The sequence below is a fragment of the Polaromonas sp. CF318 genome (assembly GCF_000282655.1).
Classification (GTDB): domain Bacteria; phylum Pseudomonadota; class Gammaproteobacteria; order Burkholderiales; family Burkholderiaceae_C; genus Polaromonas.
Genome location: NZ_AKIV01000040.1, coordinates 1 through 23097 on the forward strand (window position 1 = coordinate 1; position 23097 = coordinate 23097).

20 protein-coding genes are annotated in these 23097 nt (G+C 60.4%); 19 read left to right on the forward strand and 1 reads right to left on the reverse strand.

The window, feature by feature from the left end:
* The 13 genes from PMI15_RS25265 to PMI15_RS05850 all read left to right on the forward strand — a co-directional run.
* Positions 1-193 (forward strand): hypothetical protein (locus PMI15_RS25265; protein WP_238541080.1); only part of this gene is annotated, 193 nt, incomplete at its 5' end.
* Between the two features lie 39 nt (positions 194-232).
* Complete coding sequence (locus PMI15_RS05795) at positions 233-1426, forward strand: AraC family transcriptional regulator (protein ID WP_007865062.1); 1194 nt, start codon at positions 233-235, stop codon at positions 1424-1426.
* A gap of 108 nt (positions 1427-1534) precedes the next feature.
* A complete protein-coding gene (locus PMI15_RS05800; protein WP_007865066.1) occupies positions 1535-1840 on the forward strand; it encodes a hypothetical protein in 306 nt (101 codons plus the stop codon).
* Positions 1833-5378 (forward strand): indolepyruvate ferredoxin oxidoreductase family protein, encoded by a 3546-nt coding sequence (locus PMI15_RS05805; protein WP_007865068.1) that lies wholly within the window; start codon positions 1833-1835, stop codon positions 5376-5378. Before PMI15_RS05800 ends, PMI15_RS05805 begins: the two co-directional genes overlap by 8 nt.
* Complete coding sequence (locus PMI15_RS05810; RefSeq protein ID WP_007865070.1) at positions 5369-6112, forward strand: enoyl-CoA hydratase-related protein; 744 nt, start codon at positions 5369-5371, stop codon at positions 6110-6112. The genes PMI15_RS05805 and PMI15_RS05810 overlap by 10 nt, the downstream gene beginning before the upstream one ends.
* Entirely contained in the window at positions 6109-6831 is a 723-nt protein-coding gene (locus tag PMI15_RS05815; RefSeq protein WP_007865073.1) for an NAD(P)H-dependent oxidoreductase, read from the forward strand. Before PMI15_RS05810 ends, PMI15_RS05815 begins: the two co-directional genes overlap by 4 nt.
* Before the next feature lie 7 nt (positions 6832-6838).
* A complete protein-coding gene (locus PMI15_RS05820) occupies positions 6839-7672 on the forward strand; it encodes an amidohydrolase family protein (RefSeq protein ID WP_007865076.1) in 834 nt (277 codons plus the stop codon).
* 71 nt (positions 7673-7743) lie between these two features.
* A complete protein-coding gene (locus tag PMI15_RS05825) occupies positions 7744-8823 on the forward strand; it encodes a TRAP transporter substrate-binding protein (protein WP_007865077.1) in 1080 nt (359 codons plus the stop codon).
* An 11-nt stretch (positions 8824-8834) separates the two neighbouring features.
* The gene (locus PMI15_RS05830; protein WP_007865081.1) at positions 8835-9458 is read left to right on the forward strand and encodes a 2-hydroxychromene-2-carboxylate isomerase; all 624 of its coding nucleotides are present in this window, start codon (positions 8835-8837) and stop codon (positions 9456-9458) included.
* A 17-nt stretch (positions 9459-9475) separates the two neighbouring features.
* Entirely contained in the window at positions 9476-10408 is a 933-nt protein-coding gene (locus tag PMI15_RS05835) for a hypothetical protein (protein WP_157214543.1), read from the forward strand.
* Between the two features lie 343 nt (positions 10409-10751).
* Positions 10752-11522 carry an enoyl-CoA hydratase/isomerase family protein gene (locus tag PMI15_RS05840; RefSeq protein ID WP_007865086.1) on the forward strand — a complete coding sequence of 257 codons (771 nt, stop codon included), beginning with the start codon at positions 10752-10754 and terminating at the stop codon, positions 11520-11522.
* Positions 11523-11531: 9 nt separating this feature from the next.
* Positions 11532-12212 carry a glutathione S-transferase N-terminal domain-containing protein gene (locus tag PMI15_RS05845; RefSeq protein ID WP_007865089.1) on the forward strand — a complete coding sequence of 227 codons (681 nt, stop codon included), beginning with the start codon at positions 11532-11534 and terminating at the stop codon, positions 12210-12212.
* A 3-nt stretch (positions 12213-12215) separates the two neighbouring features.
* Positions 12216-12809 (forward strand): DsbA family protein, encoded by a 594-nt coding sequence (locus PMI15_RS05850; RefSeq protein WP_007865092.1) that lies wholly within the window; start codon positions 12216-12218, stop codon positions 12807-12809.
* Here the strand turns inward: PMI15_RS05850 and PMI15_RS05855 are convergent.
* The gene (locus PMI15_RS05855) at positions 12806-13534 is read right to left on the reverse strand and encodes a Crp/Fnr family transcriptional regulator (RefSeq protein WP_007865095.1); all 729 of its coding nucleotides are present in this window, start codon (positions 13532-13534) and stop codon (positions 12806-12808) included. The genes PMI15_RS05850 and PMI15_RS05855 overlap by 4 nt on opposite strands.
* A 173-nt stretch (positions 13535-13707) precedes the next feature.
* Between PMI15_RS05855 and icmF the strand changes: the two genes are divergently transcribed.
* The 6 genes from icmF to PMI15_RS05885 all read left to right on the forward strand — a co-directional run bounded on the left by icmF (position 13708) and on the right by PMI15_RS05885 (position 22956).
* Positions 13708-17031, forward strand: coding sequence for a fused isobutyryl-CoA mutase/GTPase IcmF (gene icmF, locus PMI15_RS05860; protein ID WP_007865097.1), 3324 nt, complete (start codon positions 13708-13710; stop codon positions 17029-17031).
* 11 nt (positions 17032-17042) lie between these two features.
* Entirely contained in the window at positions 17043-17600 is a 558-nt protein-coding gene (locus tag PMI15_RS05865; RefSeq protein WP_036837679.1) for a cob(I)yrinic acid a,c-diamide adenosyltransferase, read from the forward strand.
* A 42-nt stretch (positions 17601-17642) separates the two neighbouring features.
* Positions 17643-18500, forward strand: coding sequence for a 3-hydroxybutyryl-CoA dehydrogenase (locus tag PMI15_RS05870; RefSeq protein ID WP_007865100.1), 858 nt, complete (start codon positions 17643-17645; stop codon positions 18498-18500).
* 12 nt (positions 18501-18512) lie between these two features.
* Complete coding sequence (locus PMI15_RS05875) at positions 18513-20309, forward strand: acyl-CoA dehydrogenase (protein WP_007865103.1); 1797 nt, start codon at positions 18513-18515, stop codon at positions 20307-20309.
* A gap of 12 nt (positions 20310-20321) precedes the next feature.
* The gene (locus PMI15_RS05880) at positions 20322-21509 is read left to right on the forward strand and encodes a pyridoxal phosphate-dependent aminotransferase (protein WP_007865106.1); all 1188 of its coding nucleotides are present in this window, start codon (positions 20322-20324) and stop codon (positions 21507-21509) included.
* 259 nt (positions 21510-21768) lie between these two features.
* Entirely contained in the window at positions 21769-22956 is a 1188-nt protein-coding gene (locus PMI15_RS05885) for an acetyl-CoA C-acyltransferase family protein (RefSeq protein ID WP_036837682.1), read from the forward strand.
* Positions 22957-23097 lie beyond the last annotated feature (141 nt).

Here is a 23097-nt window from a genome sequence, read left to right on the forward strand (position 1 = left end):
CAGATTTCGACGGAATTCAACACCCGAAACGTATGGCGGGATTCTTTTAGACAAACGACAAATTTCCGACGACCCTTCTTCCCTTCGTTACAAGTCGCGCGCCGTCAATAACTCCTTGTTGCACACCAGTGCCAGCGGTATGCGTACATGGCTTGTCGTTGAGACGACAAGCCATGTGAGCCGCTTCACGTAAAGTCAAATCGACTGCTCATTTGCCAATTAGGAGACTGCCATGACCACTGTTGGCATAAACGCCCCCACCGGCTATTGGTCAACCGGACCAGGAATACCGCATGTCCTGCTCGGCGAGTCTGGGTTTAATCATGCAAACGAATCCAGATTGGAAGCTAGGAGCCTTGCCGACAGGTCGGTCGGTGGGAAAGGCAGCGCCATGACAGCTGCAAGCGAGACCGTCGAAAAGCACACAGTGTCCGTTCACTTCGTGCAGGCTGCAGTACGTCATCTGACTGGCCCGGCCCGCGAACGGGCACTGGCTGCGGCTGGTATTACGCCGCAGGTTCTGGAAGCTCAGAACGCCAGGGTGCCCGCCAATGCGTACTCTGCACTTTGGCTCGCGGTGGCACGTGAACTGGACGATGAGTTTTTCGGTCTGGACAAGCGACCCATGAAGGTCGGCAGCTTTGCCTTGCTGTGTCAAGCCGTGCTGTCCTGCGCCGATCTGGACCGCGCCGTCAAGAGGATGCTGCGAGGGTTCTCCCTGTTCCTTGGCGACGTCAAGGGGGAACTGCGCCTGGAAGAAGATAAGGCCGTTTTGCGGTTGACCAATGAAATCCAGGATCCAGAAGACCGTCGCTTCGCAGATGAAACCATGCTGATCTTTATCCATGGCCTGATGTGTTGGCTGGCCGGCCGTAGGGTACCGCTTGGCCAGGTGACCTTTGCACATCCGCGCCCCTACTATGCGCAGGAGTATCGACTGATGTACTGCGACGACATCGTGTTCGGTGCTGCGCAGACGACGATGCAGTTTGAAGGGCGCGCGCTTTCGGTGCCGGTGGTTCAAAACGCTGCGACGCTGCAACAGTTTCTGCGTACCGCGCCTCAATCAGTTTTTCTCAAGTACCGCAACGAAGACAGCTGGACTGCCCAAGTGCGGCGCCGCCTCCGCGGCGTCGTGGGCGATCCGGGCGACTGGCCCGGCTTCGAGCAGCTTGCAATGATATTCGGGACGACTCCCACGACCCTGCGTCGGCGTCTGGAAGCGGAGGGAACCAGTTTCCAGGCGATCAAGGACCATCTGCGAAACGATATGGCCATCGACCTGCTATGTCACACAACCCTGAGCGTCGACGAGATCGGAGCGCGCTTGGGCTTCCAGGAGGCGAGCGCATTCCACCGCGCTTTCAAGCGCTGGAATGGGATTCAACCAGGGGAATATCGACGTCGGCAACTAGGAGTTTCCTGAATGAACCTGACAACTATTCGCACATGCCCGAAACCGTCAGGCCAGAGCGTTTTTTGGGCATTGAGACAGCCAAGACACACATATAAAGTGAGACGTTTTGGAGGAAGCATGACGAGACAAACCGTCCGCACCTTGAAGCGCGCCTTGCGAGACGGACTTCGCGGTACTGCAAGCGAAACCGAGCGAGTACAAATCCGCGAGAGCGCGCTCGCGCTGCTGACGCGCAGCGTTGATATGGGTCACAAGAGACTCGCTGTCATTCGGCTGGAGATGGCCGTCGGCACAGGCGCATCCATTCCTCAGGAGCTCTGGGTGTATTGCGCTCGAATGGCCGACGCTTCCAGCGATCCGAAGCTCCAAACCATTTACAAAAGCGCTGCGATCAGCGTCGCGCAGAAGTCCCGCCATGTCTGAAATCACGCCACCGCCCGGAGCCTTGTTGAGGTCCGCTCGTCTCGACGACCGCTACTTACTGGAGCGAGGCCTTGCCTACATCAGCGGCACGCAGGCGCTGGTGCGCCTTCTCCTGAACCAAAAGGCCCGTGACCGCGCAGCCGGCCTGAACACGGGCGGCTTCGTCAGTGGCTATCGCGGTTCGCCGCTGGCCGGCCTCGATCAGGTACTGTGGGGCGTCCAGGACCTGCTGGACAAAAACCAGATCGAATTCATTCCAGGTGTAAACGAAGACCTTGCCGCCACTGCGTGCTGGGGCACTCAGCAGCTGATGCAGCATCCGGAAGAGGCAACCGTCGATGGCGTGTTCGCGATGTGGTACGGCAAGGGGCCCGGCGTCGACCGGAGCGCGGACGCCCTGAAGCACGCCAATGCGGGGGGGACTTCCAAGCACGGCGGCGCACTTGTCCTGGCGGCCGACGATCACACGGCAAAGTCATCCTCTTTTGCCCATCAGAGCGAGCAGCTCCTGGTGGCGTCCTTTATTCCGATCCTGTACCCGAGCAATGTGCAGGAATACCTGGACTACGGGATTCACGGCTACGCCATGAGCCGGGCATCCGGTCTTTGGGTGAGCCTGAAATGTGTCTCGGACGTCGTCGAAACGACCTCGATCGCGGATGTAGACCCGTTCCGCGTCGAATGCCGTCCCCCTGAAGACTTCAAGACCGTCGAAAACGTCCACATCCGCTGGCCCGATGTATGGGCCGAGCAGGAGCCGCGTCTCGTGCGTGCGAAGCTACCGCTAGCGCTGTCCTACTGCCGGGCAAACGGGCTGAATCAGATCGTCAGCAAAGGAACCGGTTCCAAGCTGGGGATCATCGCCGCCGGTAAAGCGTACAACGATGTGCGCGAGGCCCTGTCCCTCCTGGGCATTGCTGATGACGAGCTATCGGCGCAAGGTGTTGCTCTGCTGAAGCTGGGCATGGTCTGGCCGCTGGAGCCCAATATCGTCAGGGACTTTGCTCAAGGCCTGGATGAGATTTTGGTGGTGGAAGAGAAGCGCGCGCTGATTGAACAGCAGGTGAAGGACATCCTCTACCCCTTGGCATCCAGCGGTGCCAAGGCGCCGCGCGTTGTAGGCAAGTCGGCTGGCACTCCGGTCTGTTCCGAATTCGGCATCCCTGACGATCAACGCCTTTTACGCGGCGACGCCGAATTGACCCCCATCGAGATTGCAGACGTTATCGCCGCGCGCCTGCGCGAATTGGGCGCGACGCAAGGTAGCGCGTTGGAGTCGATGTGGCGCGTCGCCGGCTTGCGCACTCCGGTCATGCGGCGACCGTACTTCTGCTCCGGCTGTCCTCACAACACGTCCACCAACGTCCCAGAGGGCTCACGTTCAACTGCCGGCATTGGTTGCCACTACATGGCGAACTGGATGAACCGGCGTACGGAAAGCTACACGCACATGGGCGGCGAGGGAGTGCCGTGGGTGGGGCAGAGCCGCTTCTCCAAGCGTCCGCACATGTTCGCCAACATGGGCGATGGTACCTACTTTCACTCGGGTTCTCTCGCCATCCGTCAGGCGGTCTCGGCGAAAGCGCCGATGACGTTCAAGATCCTCTTCAATGATGCCGTAGCCCTGACGGGCGGCCAGTCGCATGACGGGCCCCTCACGGTCCCGAGGCTGACGCATCAGCTGCGCGCAGAAGGTGTCTCGCGTATCGCGGTCGTGAGTGACGACATCAGCAAGTACGAAGGCTTCCAGGCGGAGTTCGCGCCCGGCACGACCTTCCATCACCGTAGCGACCTGGATATGGTTCAGAGGCAGCTGCGGGAGATTCTGGATGTGACCGCATTGGTCTACGATCAGACCTGCGCTGCGGAGAAGCGTCGGCGCCGCAAGCGGAACAAGTTTCCCGATCCAGCCCTGCGCTTCGTTATCAACCCCGAAGTCTGCGAGGGATGCGGAGATTGCTCCACCAAGAGCAACTGCGTGTCTATCGAGCCGCTGGAGACACCTCTTGGTCGCAAGCGGAAGATCAACCAGTCCTCGTGCAACAAGGACTTCTCCTGCGCCGACGGGTTCTGCCCGTCCTTCATCGCCGTCCAGGGAGGGACTCTCCGCAAGAGGGCTTCCGCTACAGGCGAGGACGATCCCTCCACTTGGCAAGAGCCTCCTCATCCCCAACTCCCCGAGATGCTGAAGGATTACTCCATCCTGGTCAACGGGGTTGGCGGCACCGGCGTGCTCACGATCGGCAACATCCTGGGGATGGCCGCCCACCTGCAGGGCCAGCACAGCTCGGTATTGGACATGGCCGGATTGGCCCAAAAGGGCGGCGCAGTCTGGAGCCACGTGCGGCTGGCGCACTCGCACGCACAGGTCCATTCACCGCGTATCTCGGACGGGTCGGCCGATCTCTTGATCGGTTGTGACCTGGTGGTCAGCGCGCATCCGGATACGGTAGCCAAGTTGAACCCGCAATCATCTGTGGCCATCGTCAGCGAGAACGTCACTCCCACGTCCGATTTCCAGCAGGACCGTGATTTCAATATGCCCGAAGACAAGCTCTGGGAGATCCTGGAGCAATCCTGCGGCACGTCCAACCTGCAGAGGATTCCCGCCCAGGATCTGGCCGTGCGATTCTGCGGCGACAGCGTGTACGCGAACATGGTGGTTCTGGGGGCGACTTGGCAGGCCGGTCATGTGCCGCTCACGCTGGAAGCCCTGCGCAAGGCCATTCAGCTGAACGGCCAGGCCGTCGAAACAAACTTGCGCGCCTTTGCGGTTGGACGGCAGTTCATCGCCGCTCCCGAGCGCTTTGTGCGAAGGCAGAGCTCGGTGATCCAGTGGTTGCCACGTGCCGATCGAGAGAACCTGGCAGACCTGATCGTGCATCGCCGCACTCGACTGGTTACCTATCAGAATGAAGCCTACGCGGCCCAGTTTGAAGAGTTCCTGAAATTCGTGCAGCGGGCTCGGCTGCAAGCGCCGCAGGGGTTTGAGCAAGCGGTGGCCAAAAACCTGTACAAGCTAATGGCGTACAAGGACGAATACGAGGTCGCGCGCCTGCATTCCAGCAGCGAGATCAAGGAGCTTGTCGCCAGCCAGTTCGAAGGTGACTACCAAGTCGGCTACTCCCTTGCGCCCCCGCTATTTGCGCGCCGAGGGTCTGACGGGCTGCCCCGTAAGCGTGTCTATGGCGACTGGATGGGGCGAGCGTTTCGGCTCCTCGCTCCCCTGAAGGTTTTGCGGGGCACGCCGTTCGATCCATTCGGACACACCGACGAGCGCCGCACCGAGCGCGCGCTCATCAATGAGTACAAGGACGTGATCCGGGCGACGCTACCGTACCTGGACAAACATCCGCAGAAGTGCCTGGAACTGGCGCGCATCCCAGAACAGATTCGTGGTTTTGGCCACGTGAAGGCCTCGTCGGTCGACCAGGCGCGCAAGCGCCAGGAAGCGCTGTTCCGTGAGATCACGGGCAAGGGTTTGCCGCCGCCGACGTCGGATGGCTACGGTCAGTTCCTGGAAGGTGCATGGTCGTGAACATCCTGGATCGCGATTGCATTGTGTCGTCGGTCAGCGGAGGAATATGCCGTATCACTATTGAGCGTCCGGAAAAACGCAATGCGCTCACCATGTCGATGTTTGCAGCCTTGGCGGAATCACTCCGGCTGGCTGACGAACATGCGGATGTGCGCTGCATCCTCGTGACCGGGTCGGGCAACAGCTTTTGCGCGGGTCATGACCTGGCCGCTTTTAGCGAATGGCCGCAGCAGCCCCATGATCCGGTACCCATTTTTCTTCATGCGATCGCCAATGTCCGCAAGCCTGTCGTCGTAGCAGTGCAGGGTTCTGCGACGGGTATCGGCGTGACTTGGCTTCTGCACGCCGATTGGGTAGTTACGAGCGCGGAGACGGCTTTCCGGCTTCCCTTTATTGATCTGGGGATCGCTCCGGAGGCAGCCAGCACCGTTCTGCTGAAGGAAGCGGTCGGGGTCGTAAGAGCGAAGAAGTTGCTAATGAGCGGCGAGAAGTTCACCGGTGCCGAAGCTGTTGAGTGGGGATTAGTGGCAGAAATGGTCGCAGCGGAGGAGGTAAGCGCCACGGCAGCTCGGCGCGCCGAATTCTTGGCGTCCAAGGACGCGGTTATGTTGCGCCAGATCAAGGACTGGCTGCATCCTGCCGACGGCTTTCACCAGCGCATCGACGAAGAGGTCAATGCAATCAACGCGGCGGTCCTCCGTCGGAATCAAAGATTACAAGAGAAAAATCCATGAAGCGCGCGCACATCGTCTACGCCCACCCCGAGCCCAATTCCTTCGTTGCCGCCATGCGCGATTTCACCACGCAGGCGCTGGAAAGCAAGGGGTGGAAGACCAGCGTCACCGACCTGCAGGAAATCAATTTCGAACCGGTTGCGAGCTCATCCGACTTCGGCACGCGGGCTCGGTCTGATTACCTGGTCTATCCGCTCGAGCAGCGCCATGGCTACGAGCACAAGACCCTGGCTCCGGACATCCTGTCAGAGGTCGAGGCCGTAAGGAATGCAGACCTGCTGGTCATGGTGTTTCCCGTATTTTGGTATTCGGTACCCGCCCAGATGAAGGGGTGGATTGACAGAGTGTTCCTCTCGGGCGCGTTCTATGGCGGCACGCGGGTCTACGACCGCGGCGGCATGAAGGGCAAGCATGCAATGGTGGTGGCCTCCCTTGGCGGGCGTGACTACATGTTCGAACCGGGCTCGATTCACGGTGACCTCAAAGGGATGATGCGTCACCTGCTGCAGGGAACGCTTGGATATGTCGGTTATTCGGTTTACGACCCGTTCTTTGCATACCATGCCCCCTACGTGGACAACGACGTGCGCGTCAGCATGCTTATGAGGCTCTATTACGAGATCGAGAAGCTCGAATCCCGGCCAGTGATGCCGATGCCGAGCCTGGAGGACTTCGACGACCAGTTCCGACCGAAGTCTAAACCCGTTTCTTCCACTTAAGGGAGCTATGCCGGACATCATTGACGCGTGGATGCAACTGCCGAACGAGCGGTACCTGCTGGACCCGATGTTCGATTCGCTTCGACGCTGGCCAACAGCCTGGAAGACGATCGCACAGGACAACCCGGGAATCACGCATCGGCAGGCACTCGAGATATTCCGGTCTCAAGGCGTTTCGCAGGTTCTCGCCAGTGCATGGTGGTGCCCGGCTGGAGTCATGATCTCGAACGACGAGGTTGCCGCTGCTGTGAAGGCAGATCCCAGGCGCGTTGTGGGCATCGCTTCGGTGGACATCACCAAGCCAATGGAAGCGGTTCGGGAGCTTCGCCGGTGCGTCAAGGAGCACGGTTTCAAGGGCCTGCGGGTGCTTCCCTGGCTGTGGGGTCTGCCGCCAGACGACCGTCGGTACTACCCGCTCTACGCTGAGTGCGTGGAACTTGATATCGCGTTCTGCCTGCAAGTCGGGCATGCCGGCCCCATGCGTCCTTCGGAGCCGGGCAGGCCGATACCCTACCTGGACCACGTGGCGCATGAGTTTCCTGAACTGCGTATTGTGGGAGGGCACATCGGTTTTCCATGGGTGAACGAAATGATCTCCGTGATGATGAAACATCCCAATGTTTACGTAGATACCTCCGCCTACAAAGCCTCTCGCTTTCCGCGCGAGTTCGTCGACTACATGCGTGGCCCCGGCAAGCGCAAGGTGATGTTCGGCACAAACTTCCCGATGTTGACTCCTGAGGAGTGTCTTGCCGGCCTTGAAACCCTCGATCTGGGGCCGGAAGTGCAAGCGCTGTTTCTGGCCGAGAACGCGCGGAGGGTCTTTAACTTGACCACGTGAGCTGAGGACACGAAAACGATAACCGGCTCCGCACCCCGGATTGTGCGCAGCCAAACAAAGAGGAGACAGACATGAAACGCAGAACATTGATTCAGAACGCGGGCATCGCCGGCGTTCTGGCAGCCGGAGTTGCTCCGGCCGTCCACGCCCAGCAGGTCATCCGCTGGCGCTTGGCCTCCAGTTTCCCCAAGTCGCTCGACACGATCTTTGGTTCCGCTGAGATCTTTTCCAAGGCCGTCCGGGCCATGAGCGGCGGCAAGTTCGAAATCTCCACCCATGCTGCCGGCGAGTTGATGCCGGCTTTCGGTGTCGTCGACGGAGTACAGCAAGGCTCTATCGAGGTGGCGCACACGGCGCCGTACTACTTCTTCGGAAAGGATGAGACGTTCGCCTTGGGCTGCGCCATTCCCTTTGGTCTCAATAGCCGGCAGATGTCGGCCTGGATGTACGAAGGCAACGGCCTGAAGTTGATGCGCGAGTTCTACGCCACGTACAACATCATCAACTTCCCCGGCGGGAACACCGGTGCGCAAATGGGCGGCTGGTTTCGCAAGGAAGTCAAATCCATGGCCGACATCAAAGGGCTGAAGTTCCGTATCGGCGGTTTCGCCGGCAAGGTCATCCAGCGAATGGGGGGCGTCGCACAGAACATTCCCGCGGGCGAGATCTATCAGGCGCTGGAGAAGGGGACGATTGATGCCGCCGAATGGATCGGGCCTTATGATGACTTGAAGCTCGGCTTGAACAAAGTCGCCCCGTACTATGTCTACCCAGGATGGTGGGAGGGCGGGCCGCAACTGGACTTCTTCATCAACCAGAAAGCCTGGGACGGCTTGTCGGCGGAGAACAAGGCTATCGTCGAGGCGGCCGCTGCACAATCGCATGTCGTCATGCAGGCGCGATACGACGAGCGAAACCCTGCGGCTCTCAAGCAACTGGTCGGCTCCGGAACGAAACTGCGACCGTTCCCGGCGGACATGATGAATGCCGCTTTCAAGACGTCGATGGAGCTGTATAGCGAGGTCTCGGCGAAGAACGAGAACTGGCGTAAGGTCTACGCGGACTTCGCGAAGTTCCGCGCCGATCAGAACCTCTGGTTCCGCTTCACCGAGGCTACTTTTGATCGCTTCATGCAGTCCCAAAAGCTCTGACCTGTAGAACCATGAAAAAAGCACAGTGGTACTTTGACCTGATCTCCCCCTTCTCGTACCTGCATTTCCACAAGCTGAGGCCTCTACGCGATCATATGGAGATTCAGGCGGTGCCCGTGCTTTTCGCGGGGTTGCTGAAGCATTGGGGAACCAAGGGTCCGGCGGAGGTGCCGCCCAAGCGCCTCCACACCTACCAGTATTGCGTCTGGGCTGCCGGCCAGCAGGGCCTGCCCTTTCAGATGCCGCCGCGCCATCCGTTCAATCCGCTTCCAGCTCAACGCCTAATGGTGGCTCTGGGCGCCACCGATCAGGTGGTGAAGGACGCATTCCACTTTATCTATGGCGAGGGCCGTGACCCTGAGCTGGAATTCGATGCCTTGGCTGAGCGCCTGGAAGCCTCGGACGCCGGCACGCTTGTTGGCTCGCCGGAGGTGAAGCAGCAACTGGCCGCCAACACCCAGCGCGCCGTGGGAGCGGGCGTCTTCGGCGTGCCGACGCTGGCCATCGGCGAAAGACTATTTTGGGGCAGCGACACGGCCGACTGGGCAGGCCAATACCTCGAACATCCGGATTTGTTCCAGAGGCCAGAGTACGAAGCGGTAGCGAAGTCGGAGTTTGGCGTAACCAGAACATGACCCAGGACAGGCCGCTCGTGAATCTGCTCCTCGCGATAGACCGCGAGCGGACCGATTGCACTAGCTTGGCCCACTGGATTCCAGTTTGGCGAGAAGCTCAGCGCGCAAATGCCGGACGAGGGCCATATCTTTCGGCCATTGCGGCAGCCCTGCGCTCCGACAGGCTGGCGTGGGCTTTTTTCAGCGGCTACCAAGGTGCAATTCAGGCAGCATTTCCGGACCAAACCCGTCCTGGTCTGGTCACTGCGCTAGGTGTGAATGAATCGGGTCGAAAGATCACACAGATCAAGACGCTGCTCGATCGCGAGGGGCCGAACCGGCGGTTGACTGGGAGCAAGTCGTGGATCGTCGGCGGACTGGACGTGCAATCGCTTTTCATTCTTTCCAAAGTGAGCGACGGCCCGACTGAAGGGCCTGGCAGCATGACCATGGTGCACCTGCCGATCAAATCGCAAGGGGTGCGCCGCGGGCGTCCGCGTCCACAGAACGTCATTCCGGAGCTTCCCCACACGGGTGTCAAATTCAATGCAGTGTGCCTTGCAGAATCACAAGTGATTCCCGGCGACGGTTATGGTGACTATGCCAAGCCCTTCCGCACGCGCGAGGACGTCTTCGTGACGGGCTGTGCGCTCGCTTATCTCCTTGCTGAAGCGCGCTCGGGGTCCTGGTCCACGAAATGGTTGCAGCGCTGTATTGCGGCAATCACAGGCCTTGAAGCCTGTTCCGTGATGGATCCTCGCGAAACAAACGCACACATCCTGACTGCTGGTGCGCTTTCATTTGCGGCGGACGTGCTTTGTGAGAGCGAGCAACTCTGGCTTGCATCACAAACCTCGGCACGTGAGCGGTGGAACAGAGATTTTCCGCTTCTCGAATTGGGCAAGGAGGCCAGAAAACTGAGGTCAATCAAAGCTTGGCAGGCCGTCGGCCAGGCGCTTGAGCGGTCATAGCTCGGCGTTACCTGGCGGCTCGGTCGCAGCAGGATCGCTATTGCAGAAAATGCGCACGTACCATGTGACGCGGTACGAGGTGTCCAAATCTCTCAGCGCTGCTGCGAGCTTCAACCATGCGGGTCAAACCCAATGCCCAGCGTGCGTGATCCCATCTAAGATTCATGAAGTTACTAGTGAATAGAAATGTCATGCCTCTGCCAAAGCATCTGCCAGAAGTTGACCATCTCACCTGTAAGGCATGGGCAGAGCCATCGAGGAGTAACGACGACATCGTTTCTGTGGCCGAGCTGGTAATCTGGCACGGTAACTATTCTGTTTGAAACCAGCTAGGAGACGCCTTATGGCATGGGATATCGAAGTCATGGATCAGTGCGCGGTTGTGCGCATGAACAGCAGCAAGGTCAACGTGCAGAACGATCAGTTCTTCGCGGACCTACACAGCGCTTTCGACCGACTCGAACGTGAGCTCAGCGAGCTGCCGGTGGTGCTCACGGGTCAGGGAGACGTTTTCTCCGCAGGAATCGACTTCCAGTACAGCTTCGACATCTTCGGCAGCGGAAGCGAAGACAAGATCAGGGAGTGGTACCGCAATTACCGGGAAACAAACCTGCGCATTTTCAAGTACCCGCGTCCCACGGTGGCAGCCGTCAACGGTCATGCGATTGCCGGCGGTCTGATCACGGCCCTCGATTGCGACTTCCGCGTCGCCGCCCGTAAGAAAGCCAAGTTTGGTTTGAACGAGGTGCCGATCGGCATCCCGATGCCCGCTACCTATGTCGAGATCATCAAGTACGCCTTGGGCGATCAAGTCGGTGCTCTGACAACGCTACGCGGCAAGCTTTACGAATTCGAGGAAGCGGAGCGTCTGGGCTTCTTTCACGAGGTAGTCGAGTCAGACCAGTTGCTTCCCACGGCCATCAACTACGCGAAGTGCATCTCACCCGATTGCAACGTCGCCTACGCCATGTCCAAGAAGGCCCTGCAAGACAGCGTCCTGCGCCAGATCGAGGAACGGACGGTAGCTCTGGATGCGCGGCTTCCGTTCGGCATGGGCGATCCTGGCAACCGCCGTGCGCAGGATCGTCGCCGGCTTGAGATCATGAAAAAGTAAGGGGACGCCATGATCGAGCTTTACAGCTGGCCGGCGCCCAACGGGCACAAGGCGCAGATCCTGGTTGAGGAGCTGGGAATTCCCTATCGTCTGATTCCGATCAACATCACGACTGGTGCCCAGCACGAGGCCGGTTATCGAGCCATCAACCCGAACGGCAAGATCCCTGCGATCGTGGACCATGCGCCCGCCGATGGCGGTGCTCCATTCACCGTGTTCGAGAGCGGAGCATTGATGCTCTACCTTGCGGAGAAGGAAAAGCGCTTCTTGCCCTCGGATCTTCGCTCCCGCAGCGAGGTGATCCAATGGCTGTTCTGGCAGGTCGGTGGCCTGGGCCCCATGATGGGGCAGGCGCAGCACTTCTTCCGCTATGCGCCCGAAAAGGTTCCATACGGCATCACCCGGTACCAGAAGGAAACCAGGCGATTGCTGGAGGTGATGGAGCAGCGCCTGGAGGGTAGAGACTTTCTATGCGGAGAGTATTCCATCGCCGACATGGCCTGTTTCCCCTGGATCCGGATTCACAAACTGACCGGGGTGTCGCTGGACGAAGTCCCGCGAGTGCAGGCCTGGTATGGTCGTGTGCGAGCCCGGCCGGCTGTGGGCCGCGCAGTGGATCTCCTGAGAGAAAGCTGGGTCGACGTCACCAAGTCCGACGAGGCGAAGGTCAACCTTTTCCAGAAGGGGTAACCTATGTTGGCGCAAAACCGGCGGGTCGACGCTTTCATCGACTTGCGAAGCCCATACTCATACTTGGCGATCGGACCCGCTCGCGCGTTGGCACAGCGCACAGGTGTGAGGTTTGATTGGTGGCCTTACATCACCGATTTTCGCTCCGCTTACGGAGGAGAGGTAGAGCAACGTTCGATCCGCGACGTAGCGAAGCTGAAGTACCTTTACATGGATTGCAGGCGACTGGCCAAGCTGCAAGGCCTCACCGTCCGCGCCACCACAAAGCTGTGGGATGCGACGTTGGGAAGTCAAGCCATGCTGTTCGCGAAATCGCGGGACCGGTTCTGGGAGTTCTGCGATCCGCTACTAGAGGCTTTCTGGCGCAGAGAGTTTGACCTGGAATCTGGAGAGCAGATCGAAGCGGCTCTCGTCGCGGCTGGACTGAGTGCCGACGAATGGAAGGATTACCGCATCACTTCGGCGGCGCGCGACATGGTGGCCGCGCAGCGGCATGCCGAGCAATTGGGCGTCTTTGGTGCTCCGACGTTCGTCTACGACGCCGAGCTTTTCTGGGGCGGAGACCGGCTGGACCTATTGGCCGGACGCCTGAATTAACCTTCTTCGCGCCAAGAGTTCATGGGGTCGCCGCCCGTCATCACGTAGTGACGTAGTTGCAGCAGGTGAATGACCAAGTGGCCTTTGCGTAGAGCGGTTTTAACGATACCGCGCTCATTGAAGACGCTGATCGCGACATTCACCCGCTGACGAGAAAGTCCGGAGATGAGCGCGATCTCCTGCTGTGAAATCGCAAGTTCTTGTGCCCCCTGAAGTTTAGTGTCGGCAAGCATGAGCAGCGCCCTCGCAACACTCATCTCCGGACCAAGCAGCCTTGAAGCTACCAACATACCGACGAATGCACCCATGCGGGCATTCATGGTATCGAGCAGAAAGTGGTTGAACTCAATGGAGGACTGTCGCAGCGTTTCGAACGTCTGTGAGGGAATCAGGCAGATGTGCGCCGGCGCGAGGGCGCGTAGGTCATACTGCAGCCGCTCCTTCTTGAGAAGCGTACCGTCGGCGCCCCAGGACCGCTCTGGCAAGCAGAACAGCGTAGTCTCAGCACCGTCCGGTCCGACGACGTACATCTGGAGATAGCCGCGTATCACGCCATACCAGTGACTGGTGGGTTCGCCTGCGCGAGCGATGAATTCTCCACCGATCGCAATCCGTTCAGTCGCCGTTTGCAATACCAGAGCGCGCAGATCAGCTGGCAGGGAGCGAAACCACTGCCAACTTTCGAGAAACTCGGGCAAGCTTTGCCTAGGTTCCGTTTTATTCATACGCGTGCTCATCATTGGGATAGTCCCTTTGCGCGACCAGTGTAGCCGTTCGAAGGACTTTAGCGATCAAAGGCCTATAGCAGGGTGACCAAATCCGTCAACGAGTTGCTTCTTGCGGGCATGGCATGCGCGCTCGGTACTAAATACAGTAACAGCACGATGGAGTACCACTCATGACCGACCTTTCCGCTGATTTCAAGGCGCTTGCCAACTACCGCCCCACCAACAAGGTGCGGTTCGTCACCGCCGCCAGCCTGTTTGATGGTCACGACGCGGCTATCAACATCATGCGCCGCATTCTGCAGGGCATGGGTGCCGAAGTCATCCACTTGGGCCACAACCGCAGCGTTGACGAGGTGGTCACCGCCGCTCTGCAGGAAGACGCACAGGGCATCGCCATCAGCTCCTACCAGGGGGGTCATGTCGAGTACTTCAAGTACATGGTCGACCTGCTCAAGCAGCGCGGCGGCGCGCACATCCAGGTGTTTGGCGGCGGTGGCGGTGTGATTGTGCTCCCCGAGATCCGCAAACTGCAGGCCCACGGCGTCACGCGTATCTACAGCCCGGAGGACGGCCAGCGCATGGGGCTGCAGGGCATGATCGGCGAGATGGTGATGCGCTGCGACAAGGACATCACGTCCTATGCGCCGACCAAGCTTGCCGCCATCCAGGGCCAGGACGAGAGTCACTGGCGCGCCCTCGCCCAGCTCATCACCGCGCTGGAGAATGAAAAGGCCGACGCGAAGCTGGTGGAGACCATCCGCAAGAACGCCCTGGGCAAGAAGATTCCCGTGCTCGGTATTACCGGCACCGGAGGCGCGGGCAAGTCCTCGCTGACCGATGAACTGATACGCCGCCTGCGCCTGGACCAGAACGACAAACTGCGCGTAGCCGTCATCAGCATAGACCCCTCGCGCCGCAAGAGCGGCGGCGCCTTGCTCGGCGACCGCATCCGCATGAACGCCATTAATCCGTGGACCGTTCCCCTGGCCGGGCAAAAGAACGCCGACAGCGGCCAGCGCGTCTTCATGCGCTCGCTGGCCACACGCGACTTCGGCTCGGAAATCAGCCAGGCCTTGCCCGACGTGATCGCCGCCTGCAAATGCGCGGGTTTTGACCTGATCGTGGTCGAGACCTCGGGCATAGGCCAGGGAGACGCCGCCATCGTGCCGCATGTGGACGTGCCCATGTACGTCATGACGCCCGAGTTCGGCGCGGCCAGCCAGCTCGAAAAAATCGACATGCTGGACTTCGCCGAGTTCATCGCCATCAACAAATTCGACCGCAAGGGCTCGCTCGACGCCTTGCGCGACGTCTCCAAACAGGTGCAGCGCAACAAGGAAGCCTGGGGCACGCCCGCCGACAAAATGCCGGTCTTCGGCACCATGGCCGCGCGCTTCAACGACGATGGCGTCACCGCGCTCTACCAGGCGCTCAAGCCGCGCCTGGCCGCGCTGGGCCTGGCGCTCGAGGGTGGCGTGCTGCCCGAGGCCGGGGTGCGCCACAGCACCAACCAGACCCCCGTGGTGCCGGCCGCGCGCACGCGCTACCTGGCCGAGATCAGCGACACCGTGCGCGGCTACAAAAAGCGCGCCCGTGCCCAGGCCCAGCTGGCGCGCGAGGTGCAGCAGCTCAAGGCGGCCGCCGCCATGCTGAAAATCGACAAGCCCGATCGCGCACCCGCCGCCGAGGCCGCGCTGGACCTGGCCGGCCACCGCAAGGCCCGCATGGACGCAGATGCCCGCGCCCTGCTGGCCCAGTGGCCCGACATGCAGGCCGCCTATGCCGGCGACGAATACGTCGTAAAAATCCGCGACAAGGAAATCCGCACCGCGCTGACCACCAAATCCCTCTCGGGCACCACCATACGCAAGGTGGCCTTGCCGCAGTACGAGGACCATGGCGAAGTCCTCAAGTGGCTGATGCTGGACAACGTGCCCGGCAGCTACCCCTATACCGCCGGCACCTTCGCCTTCAAGCGCGAGGGCGAGGACCCGACCCGCATGTTCGCCGGCGAGGGCGACCCCTTCCGCACCAACACCCGCTTCAAGCTGCTCAGCGAGGGCATGGCCGCCAAGCGCCTGTCCACCGCCTTCGACTCGGTCACGCTTTACGGCAACGACCCGGCCCTGCGGCCCGACATCTACGGCAAGGTCGGCAACTCGGGCGTGTCCATCGCCACCCTGGACGACATGAAGGTGCTGTACGACGGCTTTGACCTGTGCAACCCGTCGACCTCGGTCTCCATGACCATCAACGGCCCGGCGCCCAGCATCCTCGCCATGTTCATGAACACGGCCATCGACCAGAACCTCGAAAAGTTCAAGAAGGACAACGGCCGCGACCCGACGGCCACCGAGGCCGCCAAGATACGCGAATGGGTGCAGGAAAACGTGCGCGGCACCGTGCAGGCCGATATCCTGAAAGAAGACCAGGGCCAGAACACCTGCATCTTCTCGACCGAATTCAGCCTCAAGGTCATGGGCGACATCGCCCAGTACTTTGTGCACAACCGCGTGCGCAACTTCTACAGCGTCTCCATCAGCGGTTACCACATCGCCGAAGCTGGCGCCAACCCCATCAGCCAGCTGGCCTTCACGCTGTCCAACGGTTTCACCTTTGTCGAAGCCTATCTGGCGCGCGGCATGCACATCGACGACTTCGCGCCCAACCTGAGCTTCTTCTTCAGCAACGGCATGGACCCTGAGTACACCGTGATGGGTCGCGTCGCGCGCCGCATCTGGGCCGTGGCCATGAAAGAAAAGTACGGTGCCAACGAGCGCAGCCAGAAGCTCAAGTACCACATCCAGACCTCGGGCCGCAGCCTGCACGCGCAAGAAATCCAGTTCAACGACATACGCACCACGCTGCAGGCGCTGATCGCGATCTACGACAACTGCAACTCGCTGCACACCAACGCGTTTGACGAAGCCATCACCACGCCCACCGAGGAATCGGTGCGCCGCGCCATGGCCATCCAGCTCATCATCAACCGCGAATGGGGCCTGGCCAAGAATGAGAACCCCTCACAGGGCGCTTTCATCATCGAGGAGCTCACCGAGCTGCTCGAGGAAGCCGTGCTGCTGGAATTTGAGCGCATCGCCGAGCGCGGCGGCGTACTGGGCGCCATGGAAACCGGCTACCAGCGCGGCCGCATCCAGGACGAGTCCATGCATTACGAGATGCTCAAGCACACCGGCGAGCTGCCCATCATCGGCGTCAACACCTTCCGCAACCCGCACGGCGACGCGGTGCAGGACAAGCTCGAACTGGCCCGCTCCACCGAGGAAGAAAAACAAAGCCAGCTCAAGCGCCTGGACGACTTCCACCGCCGCCATGCCGCCGAATCACCGGCCATGCTCAAGCGCCTGCAGCAGGCCGTGATCGAAAACCTCAACGTCTTCGAGGTGCTGATGGAGGCCGTGCGCGTCTGCTCACTGGGGCAGATCACCAATGCGCTGTTCGAGGTGGGCGGGCAGTACCGCCGCAACATGTAAGGACGCATTCTATGGGACACCGACTGAGTGCAATTGCCACGCGCACGGGCGACGAGGGCATCACAGGTCTCGGCGATGGCAGCCGAGTCAGCAAGGCAGATCCACGGGTCACAGCGATGGGCGATGTCGATGAACTCAACAGCGCCGTAGGCGTACTGATGGCACTGAGGGTCCCTGTGGAGCTGGAGCTGGACACCGAACTTGCAGAAATACAGCAGGACCTTCTTGATCTAGGCGGCGAACTCAGTATCCCCGGTCACACCATCCTGACGCCGCAACGCGTCGTCGCCCTGGATCGCTTGCTTCAGGCGTTCAACGCGAGTCTGCCGCGGCTGAAGGAGTTCGTTCGCCCGGGTGGGTCACTCCGAGGCGCTCAAGCGCATATGTGCCGAACCATCTGCCGCCGAGCTGAGCGGTCCGTCATCGCACTCGCTGAAATCCAGGCCGTCAGCCCGACAGGCCGTCAATACCTGAACCGGCTGTCCGACTTAATGTTCGTCCTTGCCAGGGTATTAAACCAGCGGGGAGGCGTGGGCGAGTCCATGTGGGACCGGCAAAGGCCCCACTGATCGCTCCGATCTCGACAAGCATTTTCATTCAACTATTCCATTATGAATATTCACCACATCGGCGTAATTGGCGCCGGCACCATGGGCAACGGAATCGCGCAGGTTTGCGCGCTTGCCGGCCTCGAAGTCACGATGATCGATGTGTCCACCGCGGCACTCGAACGCGGCCTGACCACCTTGACTGACAGTCTCGAGCGGCTTGTCCAGAAGGAAAAGCTACGCGCAGATGAAAAATCCGCTGCACTGGCACGGATCCACACCTCGATTTCCTACGAAGAGCTGCGCAGCGTCGATCTTGTCGTCGAAGCGGCGACCGAGAACCTGCAGTTGAAGTTGCGCATCCTGTGTGACATCGAGGCGGTTGTCGGCGGGGACACGGTCATCGCGAGCAATACCTCCTCAATCTCCATCACGCAACTGGCGGCGGTGCTGAAGAACCCGGCCAGATGCATCGGGATGCACTTTTTCAATCCGGTGCCGCTGATGGCGCTGCTGGAGGTGATCCGTGGGCTCCAGACTTCTGACACTACGCACCAGGCAGCAATCGAGTTTGCGCGGGCGATCGGCAAGACGCCCATCACGGTTAGGAATAGCCCGGGCTTCGTGGTCAACCGGATTCTGTGCCCCATGATCAATGAGGCCATCTTCGTTCTGCAGGAAGGTTTGGCCAGCCCGGACGAGATCGACGCGGGCATGAAGCTGGGCTGCAACCACCCGATTGGGCCACTGGCCTTGGCGGATCTGATCGGCTTGGACACCATGCTGGCGGTAATGAACGTCTTCCACGAAGGTTTCGGAGATCCGAAGTACCGGCCGGCGCCGCTGCTCAAGGAAATGGTGGATGCGGGGCGTCTGGGTCGCAAGAGCGGACACGGTTTTTACCAGTACGGCGGACATTAAGCAGGAGAGAATATGAGCGAGTACGTTGCGCCGTTGAAGGAAATGCAGTTTGTCTTGCGTGAGTTGGTCGGACTGGAGTCGATCGCAGCGCTGCCGGGACACGAGGAAGTGGGCGAGGAACTGGCGGGCGCCATCCTCGAAGAAGCGAGCAAGTTCGCCGCCGGAGTCCTGTCGCCTCTGAATGCTGTCGGTGATCGGGAGGGCGCTCGGTGGGTGGACGGTGAAGTTCGCACGGCGCCGGGCTGGAAAGTGGCCTACGACCAATTCTGTGCCGGCGGATGGCACGCCCTGTCCGGCTCAACCGAATTTGGCGGCCAAGGCTTGCCCCGCGTTGTGTCCTCGCTGGCCGAGGAGATGTGGAATGGGGCGAATATGGCATTTGCCGTGGGCATCATGCTCACCCGCGGCGCCATCGAGGCCCTGGAGCTTTGCGGCTCGGATGACCAGAAGGCAATGTACTTGCCTCGTCTGGTCAGCGGCGAGTGGACCGGCACGATGAACCTGACCGAACCGCAGGCAGGATCGGATCTTTCAGCCGTTCGGTCCCGGGCAGTGCCACAGCCCGATGGTAGCTACAAGGTCCACGGACAAAAGATATTCATTACCTACGGTGAACACGACCTCACGCCGAACATCGTTCACTTGGTCCTTGCCCGGACCCCCGGTGCACCGGAGGGCGTCAAAGGCATTTCCTTGTTCGTCGTGCCGAAGTTCCTGGTCAATCGGGACGGGAGCCTGGGCCGCCGAAACGATGTACGTTGTGTCTCGATCGAGCACAAGCTAGGCATTCACGCCAGTCCGACGGCGGTGCTCGCCTTCGGGGACAATGAGGGCGCAACGGGATGGCTGATCGGGAAAGAGAACCACGGGTTGGAATACATGTTTATCATGATGAACGCAGCCCGCTACTCAGTTGGTCTCGAAGGCGTCGGTCTATGCGAGCGTGCCTACCAGCGCGCCCGAGACTATGCGCGCGGCCGCCTGCAGGGGGTGGAGCCGGGGGGCAAGAGCCGTGAGAAGGTCGCCATCGTTCGCCACCCGGACGTGCGCCGCATGCTCCTGGAGATGAAGTCCCGCACCGAGTCGCTGCGCGTGTTGGCCAGCGTCGTTGCCGAAGCGATGGATGTGGCCCATGGTAACCCTGATGAGGAGGTGCGCAGGGAGCGCCAGGCGTTCGTAAATCTAATGATCCCCGTGGTCAAAGGCTGGAGCACCGAGACATCGGTTCATGTCGCATCTCTGGGCATCCAGATTCACGGTGGCATGGGGTACATCGAGGAAACCGGCGCGGCGCAGCACCTGCGCGATGCACGGATCACCACAATCTATGAAGGCACGACAGGTATCCAGGCTGCCGATCTCATCGGTCGTAAGATCACGCGCGACGGTGGACACGCGGCGAAGAAGGTGCTGCAAGAAATGAGCGCTGTTCAGAAGCAACTGAAGAGTATGGGCGCAGCCGACCACGCAGCGTTGGCGACGCGCCTGTTGGCTGGCATCTCGTCCCTGCGACTGTGCGTGGAGTTCATACTCGATCAGAATGACAGCAATCCGAAAGCCGCGGCCGCCTGCGCGGTGCCCATGCTCGAGTTGTTCGGCATAGTTGCGGGAGGCTGGCAGATGGCGCGCGCCGCGCTCGCGGCGCACAGCTGTTTGCAGCAGGATAACTCGGATGCCGAGTTCTTGCAGGCCAAGCAGCTGTGCGCGCGTTTCTACGCAGACCATGTGCTGTCGAAGGCACCCGCCCTGGCCGACACAATCCTGCATGGTGCCGATGCCGTACTCGCCTATCCCGAAGAGCAGTTCTGACATGTTTTCACTATGAAATTCACCAGCCGCGCCCAGCGCATCGAACCCTTTTACGTGATGGAGGTGGCCAAGGCTGCTTCCCAGCTGGCGCGGGACTTCGCCGGCACCGACCAGTCGATGATCTTCCTGACCATCGGCGAGCCGGACTTCACCGCGCCACCGCTTGTGCAGGAAGCTGCCGTCCGGGCTGTGCGGAATGGCCTGACCCAGTACACGCCGGCGGTCGGCATCGAGCCACTGCGCGAGCGTATCAGTGATTGGTACCGCAAGCGTTTCGATGTCAACGTGCCCGCCAAACGCATCGTGGTCACGGCCGGTGCGTCCGCCGCCCTTCAACTCGCTTGCCTGGCTCTGATCGAGGCGGGCGACCAGGTTCTGATGCCGGATCCTTGCTATCCCTGTAACCGGCACTTCGTCATTGCAGCCGAAGGCGAGCCGGTGTTGGTGCCGACCACGGCCGCCGAACGCTTCCAGCTCAGCGCCGAGAAGGTCCAGGCGAACTGGAACGACAAGACCCGCGGTGTGCTGCTGGCATCGCCTTCCAATCCCACGGGCACGTCCATCCATCCGGACGAACTGCGTCGCATCCACAACTTCGTCCAATCCAAGGGGGGAATCACCCTCCTGGACGAGCTTTACCTAGGGTTGAGTTTCGACGGTACATACGGAAAAACGGCGCTGGCGATGGATGACAGCATCATCAGCGTCAACAGCTTCTCCAAGTACTTCAGCATGACGGGCTGGCGCCTGGGGTGGTTGGTTGTCCCGGAACCGATGGTCCCAGTCATCGAGCGTTTGGCGCAGAACTTCTTCCTGTGTCCCAGCGCGGTCGCTCAACATGCTGCGGTCGCCTGCTTCGAAGAGGAAAGCATCGCGGAATACGAGCGCCGCCGCGCCGAGTTCAAGGCACGACGCGACTGGTTCATTCCCGTCTTGAATGAGATGGGCCTCAAAGTGCCGGTCGAGCCTGACGGTGCCTTTTACGCCTGGGCTGACTGCTCTTCCTGGTTCGAAGCATGGGGTGTTTCGGATAGCTGGGACTTTGCTTTTGAGGCCATGAAGCGTGCCCATGTGGCCTTTTCGCCGGGCCGCGACTTCGGCCGCGCTCAAACAGGGCAATTTGTCCGCTTCTCGATGGCGAACTCCATGGCGCAGTTACAGGAGGCTGCTGTCCGGCTGGCGGCGCTTCGTTCCCGCTGACATGAAAAAGGCAAGGGGTAGCGAAAACCACTTGCAGCCCAGAACTCAACACGGGGTGCCTCCACCTTGGCTGGGCGAGGTGGCGGCATTCAGTTAGTCCCCCTCCGCCAATCAGGCTGTTCCAAAGTCGCTAGGCCCATGAAATGCCTTGACCCATACAGTGGCAAAAAAATCACTTGCTGTGGCCGTTTCTGACATTCCCCAAGCGAGGTCGGCCCAGTAGAGTGTTGTCTTCATCCACCACGCATTTACACAAGCCATGGCTCTCCCCGAAGTTTATGTTGTCGCCGCTCTCCGCACCGCCATTGGTACCTTTGGCGGCTCTCTGAGGGACGTCCCTCTTTCTGATCTTGCTACAACGGTCGTGCAAGCCGCCATCAGGGCCAGCGGCGCGCCCAGCGATAGTTTCGGACACCTAGTCATGGGTAATGTCATTCCGACGGAGCCTGTCGACGCCTACCTCAGTCGAGTGGCAGCCATTCGCGCCGGCTTGGGGAAGGAAGTGCCTGCATTCAATGTGAACCGGCTCTGCGGCTCCGGTTTGCAGGCGATCGTGTCCGCCGCCCAAGCCTTGATGCATGGAGACGCGGACGTGGCGATTGGCGCGGGCGCGGAGTCGATGTCACGTGGCCCATACCTTGCTATGAATGCTCGTTGGGGGCAGCGCATGGGCGACATGCAGATGGTCGACTACATGATCAATATTTTGCATGACCCCTTTCACCGCATCCACATGGGGGTGACAGCGGAAAATGTTGCAGACAAATACGGTGTTAGCCGAGAGGACATGGACGCCTTGGCAGCGGAAAGCCATCGCCGCGCGGCCGCGGCCATCCGGGCTGGGTATTTCAGGGAGCAGATCGTTCCGATCGCCCTCAACACTCGCAAGGGCACGGTTGAATTCGCGGTTGACGAGCACGTGAAACCTGACACTACGGTCGAAGCTCTGGCCAAACTCAAGCCCGCTTTTCGCAAGGAGGAAGGACGTGTCACTGCCGGAAATTCTTCCGGAATCAACGATGGCGCCGGTGCGGTTGTGCTCGCCACCGCTGAGGCAGTCCGAAAGTACAACCTTCAGCCTATCGCTCGCCTGGTCACCTATGCCTTTGCGGGCGTTGAGCCGGAACTCATGGGGATCGGCCCGGTTCCTGCAACGAAGAAGGCCTTGGAGCGTGCCGGCCTGAAAGCCGCAGATATGGACGTGATCGAGTCGAATGAAGCATTCGCCGCTCAAGCCTGCGCCGTAGTGCGACAGCTTGAGCTCAACCCGGCCAAGGTCAATCCCAACGGCTCTGGTATCTCGCTGGGCCATCCTGTCGGCGCGACCGGCGCGATCATTACCACCAAGGCGGTCCATGAGCTGCAGCGAATCAAGGGGCGTTACGCCTTGGCGACCATGTGCATCGGTGGTGGTCAAGGGATCGCTGCCATTTTCGAACGCTGTTGAAACCCGTGCCGCGAGGCGGCCGCTGCGATGAGAATTTTGATCAACCCTGCTGTTCGCTGGCACACTCTGTCAGGTATTCTCCATCGCATCGCACTGGACTTTCCCCCTGAAATCGCGCTGGTTCGGCAATGTCAGATGAAC

Bases quoted from the DNA above. Each gene is read 5' to 3' on its own strand.
- PMI15_RS05795 (WP_007865062.1), top strand. From the start codon at position 233: ATGACCACTGTTGGCATAAACGCCCCCACCGGCTATTGGTCAACCGGA.
- PMI15_RS05800 (WP_007865066.1), top strand. From the start codon at position 1,535: ATGACGAGACAAACCGTCCGCACCTTGAAGCGCGCCTTGCGAGACGGA.
- PMI15_RS05805 (WP_007865068.1), top strand. From the start codon at position 1,833: ATGTCTGAAATCACGCCACCGCCCGGAGCCTTGTTGAGGTCCGCTCGT.
- PMI15_RS05810 (WP_007865070.1), top strand. From the start codon at position 5,369: ATGGTCGTGAACATCCTGGATCGCGATTGCATTGTGTCGTCGGTCAGC.
- PMI15_RS05815 (WP_007865073.1), top strand. From the start codon at position 6,109: ATGAAGCGCGCGCACATCGTCTACGCCCACCCCGAGCCCAATTCCTTC.
- PMI15_RS05820 (WP_007865076.1), top strand. From the start codon at position 6,839: ATGCCGGACATCATTGACGCGTGGATGCAACTGCCGAACGAGCGGTAC.
- PMI15_RS05825 (WP_007865077.1), top strand. From the start codon at position 7,744: ATGAAACGCAGAACATTGATTCAGAACGCGGGCATCGCCGGCGTTCTG.
- PMI15_RS05830 (WP_007865081.1), top strand. From the start codon at position 8,835: ATGAAAAAAGCACAGTGGTACTTTGACCTGATCTCCCCCTTCTCGTAC.
- PMI15_RS05840 (WP_007865086.1), top strand. From the start codon at position 10,752: ATGGCATGGGATATCGAAGTCATGGATCAGTGCGCGGTTGTGCGCATG.
- PMI15_RS05845 (WP_007865089.1), top strand. From the start codon at position 11,532: ATGATCGAGCTTTACAGCTGGCCGGCGCCCAACGGGCACAAGGCGCAG.
- PMI15_RS05850 (WP_007865092.1), top strand. From the start codon at position 12,216: ATGTTGGCGCAAAACCGGCGGGTCGACGCTTTCATCGACTTGCGAAGC.
- PMI15_RS05855 (WP_007865095.1), bottom strand. From the start codon at position 13,534: ATGAATAAAACGGAACCTAGGCAAAGCTTGCCCGAGTTTCTCGAAAGT.
- icmF (WP_007865097.1), top strand. From the start codon at position 13,708: ATGACCGACCTTTCCGCTGATTTCAAGGCGCTTGCCAACTACCGCCCC.
- PMI15_RS05865 (WP_036837679.1), top strand. From the start codon at position 17,043: ATGGGACACCGACTGAGTGCAATTGCCACGCGCACGGGCGACGAGGGC.
- PMI15_RS05870 (WP_007865100.1), top strand. From the start codon at position 17,643: ATGAATATTCACCACATCGGCGTAATTGGCGCCGGCACCATGGGCAAC.
- PMI15_RS05875 (WP_007865103.1), top strand. From the start codon at position 18,513: ATGAGCGAGTACGTTGCGCCGTTGAAGGAAATGCAGTTTGTCTTGCGT.
- PMI15_RS05880 (WP_007865106.1), top strand. From the start codon at position 20,322: ATGAAATTCACCAGCCGCGCCCAGCGCATCGAACCCTTTTACGTGATG.
- PMI15_RS05885 (WP_036837682.1), top strand. From the start codon at position 21,769: ATGGCTCTCCCCGAAGTTTATGTTGTCGCCGCTCTCCGCACCGCCATT.